Genomic DNA, 2,942 nt, shown 5'->3' with positions numbered 1-2,942 from the left:
CGAGGAGCCGGTCGCCGGTGTGCCGATGTCCTCGCGAGTTTATCTGGCCGGTATCCTGCACGATTCTCACCGCGACGGCTCCGGTCCGACGCCCGATTTCCCCCTGAACGAGATCGAGGCGCGCTTCCCCCGGAAGCTCGCCCACGCCGCCCTGGCGGCCCAGTTCGCCCACGACATGGGATTGCGCGACGCGGGCGTACTCTTCGCCGTCCGATACCACACCATCGGCCACCCGTCGCCGACGCCGATTCTTTGTTCCCTGATGCTGGCCGACGCCGTCGAACCGGGCCGCGCGTACGAAGGCGTGGAGGATATTCGAGAAACCGCCGAGCGCGACCCCGTCGCCGCCCTGGTGAAGCGTCTGAAAAACACCACCGGTTTCGTCGCCGGCCTGGGGCTCGAGGTACACCCAAACGCCCTGGCCCAGATAGCGACCCTGGAACGGGCGCTAAAGGAGAGATGACCACTATCCGGAAATCGCCGCCCGAGGGAGAGGAGCTGGTCCGCCTCATCGCGCTCTGCCTCGACGAGGGGAAGGCCGAGGACGTCGTCGCCCTCGACCTGAGGAGCATCGGGGCGATGAGCGACTACTTCGTCATCGCCTCGGGGTTCACCGACAACCACGTCCGGGCGTTGTGCGAGCGAATCGAGCGCGACCTCGCCCCGAAGGGCGTCAAGCTGATCCACCGCGAGGGATTCGAGAACTGCAACTGGGTTTTACTGGATTACTTCGACGTGGTCGTGCACATCTTCCGTCGCCCGGTGCGGCAATACTACGACCTCGAGCGGCTCTGGGGCGACGCGCCGGAGCTGGAGCTCGGGCTTTAAATGTTCACCGTCCGGCTGCTCACCGTTTCCCCGACGCGGCGCGATTTCGTCCGGGAGGGACTTGGTTTCTACATCGAGCGCCTGAACCACTTCTGCAATTTTCATCTGGTGGAGGTGCGTGAAGTCCCCCTGAGGGAGGGGGAGAAGGGCGGGATGGAGTGGGCCCGCCGGCGGGCCGCCGTGGCCCTGGTCGCCAAGCGCGCGGAAGGATTCGCCTCCATCCAGGTGGATCAGCGGGGGCGGCAGCTCACCAGCGAGGAGTTCGCCGGGTGGCTCGACGGGGTGCGCGGGACGAAGCCGGGCCTGGACGTCATCCTCGGCGGCGCGGTGGGTCTCGATCCGATGAGGGTTGACCTCTCCCTCTCGCTCGGCCCCTGGACGCTGCCCCACGAGCTGGCGCGCCTGGTCGTCGTCGAGGGTCTGTACCGCGCCTTCACCATTCTCACCGGCCACCCGTACCACAAATGATTCTATGCCTTTAGAAAATTTACAGAAAAGTCTGACGGCGATAGTCGGTCAAACGGCCGGGAATCTTTTTGGCCTCCCGGACGGTCCGCCCGCTTTCGACCTCTCCCCCTCGGCGGAGCCGAAATTCGGGCACTTCGCCTGCAACCTGGCGCTGCAGCTCGCCGGTCCGTTGAAGAAAAATCCGCGCCAAATCGGCGAGGCACTGGCCGGTGAGTTGGGGAAGGTTCTGGGGGATTTAGTTGACCGTGTCGAGGTCGCCGGGCCGGGTTTCTTGAACTTCCACCTCGCCGCCGGGGCGCAGGCCGAGCCGGTAAAATCCATCCTCGCCGAGAAGGAGCCCTTCCGCTGGACCGCCGAGAAGCCGTTAAAAATCAACCTGGAGTACGTGAGCGCGAATCCGACGGGTCCGCTGCTGGTGGTGAACGGCCGCGCCGCCGCCCTGGGCAGCGCATTGGCTAACATACTTGCTTCTGTTGGTCACAACGTCAACGAGGAATACCTAGTTAACGATGCAGGCACGCAGGTTATTGAGTTTGGGAAAAGCGTTTTAAAGGCTAATCTGGATGATTATATTGATGGAGGATGGAAAGTTACAAATGAAATGATTGATTGGATTAATAGTGGCAGCTATCACAAGGATACTGTTGGAGCGGTAGCTGAAGTTCTGAGGGAAGCGGATGAGAAGGAAGCGATGGCAATAGAAAATAGCAACAGAGAACTGAATTCGGAAGAAGTCATTGAAAGAATCAGTGGTGCAGTCGATAGACAATATTCTCTTCAGCAAGGCACTATGAGGAGATTCATTAAGGTTGATTTTTTGAGATATTATAATTATATAATATTTAGGGAGCATGAATTATATTGCAGCGATTATCGTGCTGTTATACGGTGGCTTATATTCCCAGAGGAGACACCAATAAACCTTTTTGAAGGTAATAAAATTAGTTTGACAAACCAAATAATTGAAAAAAAGACATATCATAAAGATGATGCAATTTGGCTCAAAACCACCGACTACGGCGACGAGAAGGACCGCGTCATCGTCCGCTCCAGCGGAAAGCCGACCTACCTCCTCACCGACATCGCCTACCACCTGGACAAGTGGCGGCGTTTGGGTGAAGAAGACGACACCAAGTTGATGATTGATATCTGGGGGCCGGACCATCACGGCCACATCCTCCCCACCAAGGCCGGCCTCCAGGCCGCCGGCGTCCCGCCGGACAAGCTGGATGTGCTCATCTCCGGCTGGGTGACGCTCAAGCGCGGCGGCGAAATCGTCTCCATGAGCAAGCGCAAGGGCAACATCGTCACCCTGGACGAGCTTCTGGACGAGGTCGGCGTGGACGTGGCGCGGTACATGTTCCTCGAACGCTCGCCCGAGGCGCACCTGGACTTCGACCTGGACCTGGCCGTCCAGCAGTCGTCGGAGAACCCGGCCTACTACATCCAGTACGCCCACGCGCGCATCGCGAGCATCTTCGCCGTGGCCCGGGATGAGGGGTACGGCGCTGATAAGCTGGAGGATGGTTTTCTGGCTACAGTTGACCTGACGCCCCTCTTCACCGAGGACGACGCGGGAGAGCGCCAGCGCGAGCTCCTGCGGCAGATTATCTTCTACCCCGGCGTCGTCGCGGGCGCCGCGGCGA

At 60.1% G+C, this 2,942-nt stretch carries 5 protein-coding genes; 4 read left to right on the top strand and 1 reads right to left on the bottom strand.

Translation table 11 applies throughout. The features are described from left to right. From NTW26_00305 to NTW26_00295, 3 genes are all read left to right on the top strand, one after another. Positions 1–463, top strand: a 463-nt coding sequence (locus NTW26_00305) for an HD domain-containing protein (protein MCX7020715.1), incomplete at its 5' end; no start/stop codon positions are given. After that, positions 460–828, top strand: a complete 369-nt coding sequence (gene rsfS / locus NTW26_00300; GenBank protein MCX7020714.1) for a ribosome silencing factor — start codon at positions 460–462, stop codon at positions 826–828. The genes NTW26_00305 and rsfS, both read left to right, overlap by 4 nt. Next, positions 829–1,296, top strand: coding sequence for a 23S rRNA (pseudouridine(1915)-N(3))-methyltransferase RlmH (locus tag NTW26_00295; GenBank protein ID MCX7020713.1), 468 nt, complete (start codon positions 829–831; stop codon positions 1,294–1,296). It begins immediately after the preceding gene. A gap of 48 nt (positions 1,297–1,344) precedes the next feature. On the opposite strand, the gene NTW26_00290 is transcribed toward NTW26_00295, so the two are convergent. Beyond that, a complete protein-coding gene (locus NTW26_00290) occupies positions 1,345–1,758 on the bottom strand; it encodes a hypothetical protein (protein MCX7020712.1) in 414 nt (137 codons plus the stop codon). A gap of 484 nt (positions 1,759–2,242) precedes the next feature. Here NTW26_00290 and argS point away from each other — a divergent pair. After that, positions 2,243–2,942, top strand: a 700-nt coding sequence (gene argS / locus NTW26_00285; GenBank protein MCX7020711.1) for an arginine--tRNA ligase, incomplete at its 3' end; no start/stop codon positions are given.

The sequence above is a fragment of the bacterium genome (assembly GCA_026398675.1).
Taxonomy (GTDB): domain Bacteria; phylum RBG-13-66-14; class RBG-13-66-14; order RBG-13-66-14; family RBG-13-66-14; genus RBG-13-66-14.
The sequence above is the reverse complement of the archived record's forward strand: the minus strand, read 5'-3'. Positions and strand labels throughout refer to the sequence as shown.

Bases quoted from the DNA above. Each gene is read 5' to 3' on its own strand.
- rsfS (MCX7020714.1), top strand. From the start codon at position 460: ATGACCACTATCCGGAAATCGCCGCCCGAGGGAGAGGAGCTGGTCCGC.
- NTW26_00290 (MCX7020712.1), bottom strand. From the start codon at position 1,758: ATGTTAGCCAATGCGCTGCCCAGGGCGGCGGCGCGGCCGTTCACCACC.
- NTW26_00295 (MCX7020713.1), top strand. From the start codon at position 829: ATGTTCACCGTCCGGCTGCTCACCGTTTCCCCGACGCGGCGCGATTTC.